The 513-nt window shown below is 42.5% G+C and carries 1 protein-coding gene; it reads right to left on the reverse strand.

The genetic code is table 11. From position 1 onward, the window contains the following. The coding region (locus tag VPK24_RS11210; protein ID WP_393013278.1) for an IS630 family transposase at window positions 1–513 on the reverse strand (513 nt) is incomplete at both ends.

A 513-nucleotide genomic window follows, 5' to 3' on the forward strand; every position in this document is an offset into this window, starting at 1 on the left:
GGCTGCTAGTCTCGTTAATTGTTCCAACACCTCTATAGTTTCTGTTCTGAATTTCCACAAAAAGATTTTTAACTGTGACCACATCATTTCTATAGGATTAAAGTCTGGTGAATACACTGGCAGATATTCTACCGTTGCTCCTACTGCTTCTATCATTTCTCTTACCTCTGGACGATGATGAGAGTTTAAGTTGTCCATGATAACCACATCACTTACTTTGAGCTGCGGTGCCAAGTTGACTTTGACAAACTCCAAAAAGTCTTCCTTTTTCATGGAGCCTTTCAAGCCTTTGATTGCTACAACTCCTGATCGCCTAATTGCACTAATCACTGTCATCTTTTTGCCACAATAGGGCTTCTGGGTTTCATAAGCTTTCATTCCTTTTTTAGCTCTCGCAACCGGGCGATTCATCCCAACCCAAAAACCGCTTTCGTCAATGAAGACAAGCCTTTCAGCTTCCACCTTCAAAATTCGCTGCCAGTAGTCTACACGCTCTGCTTGCACTTCTGCCGT

Source organism: Limnothrix redekei LRLZ20PSL1 (assembly GCF_043235035.1).
Classification (GTDB): domain Bacteria; phylum Cyanobacteriota; class Cyanobacteriia; order CACIAM-69d; family CACIAM-69d; genus CACIAM-69d.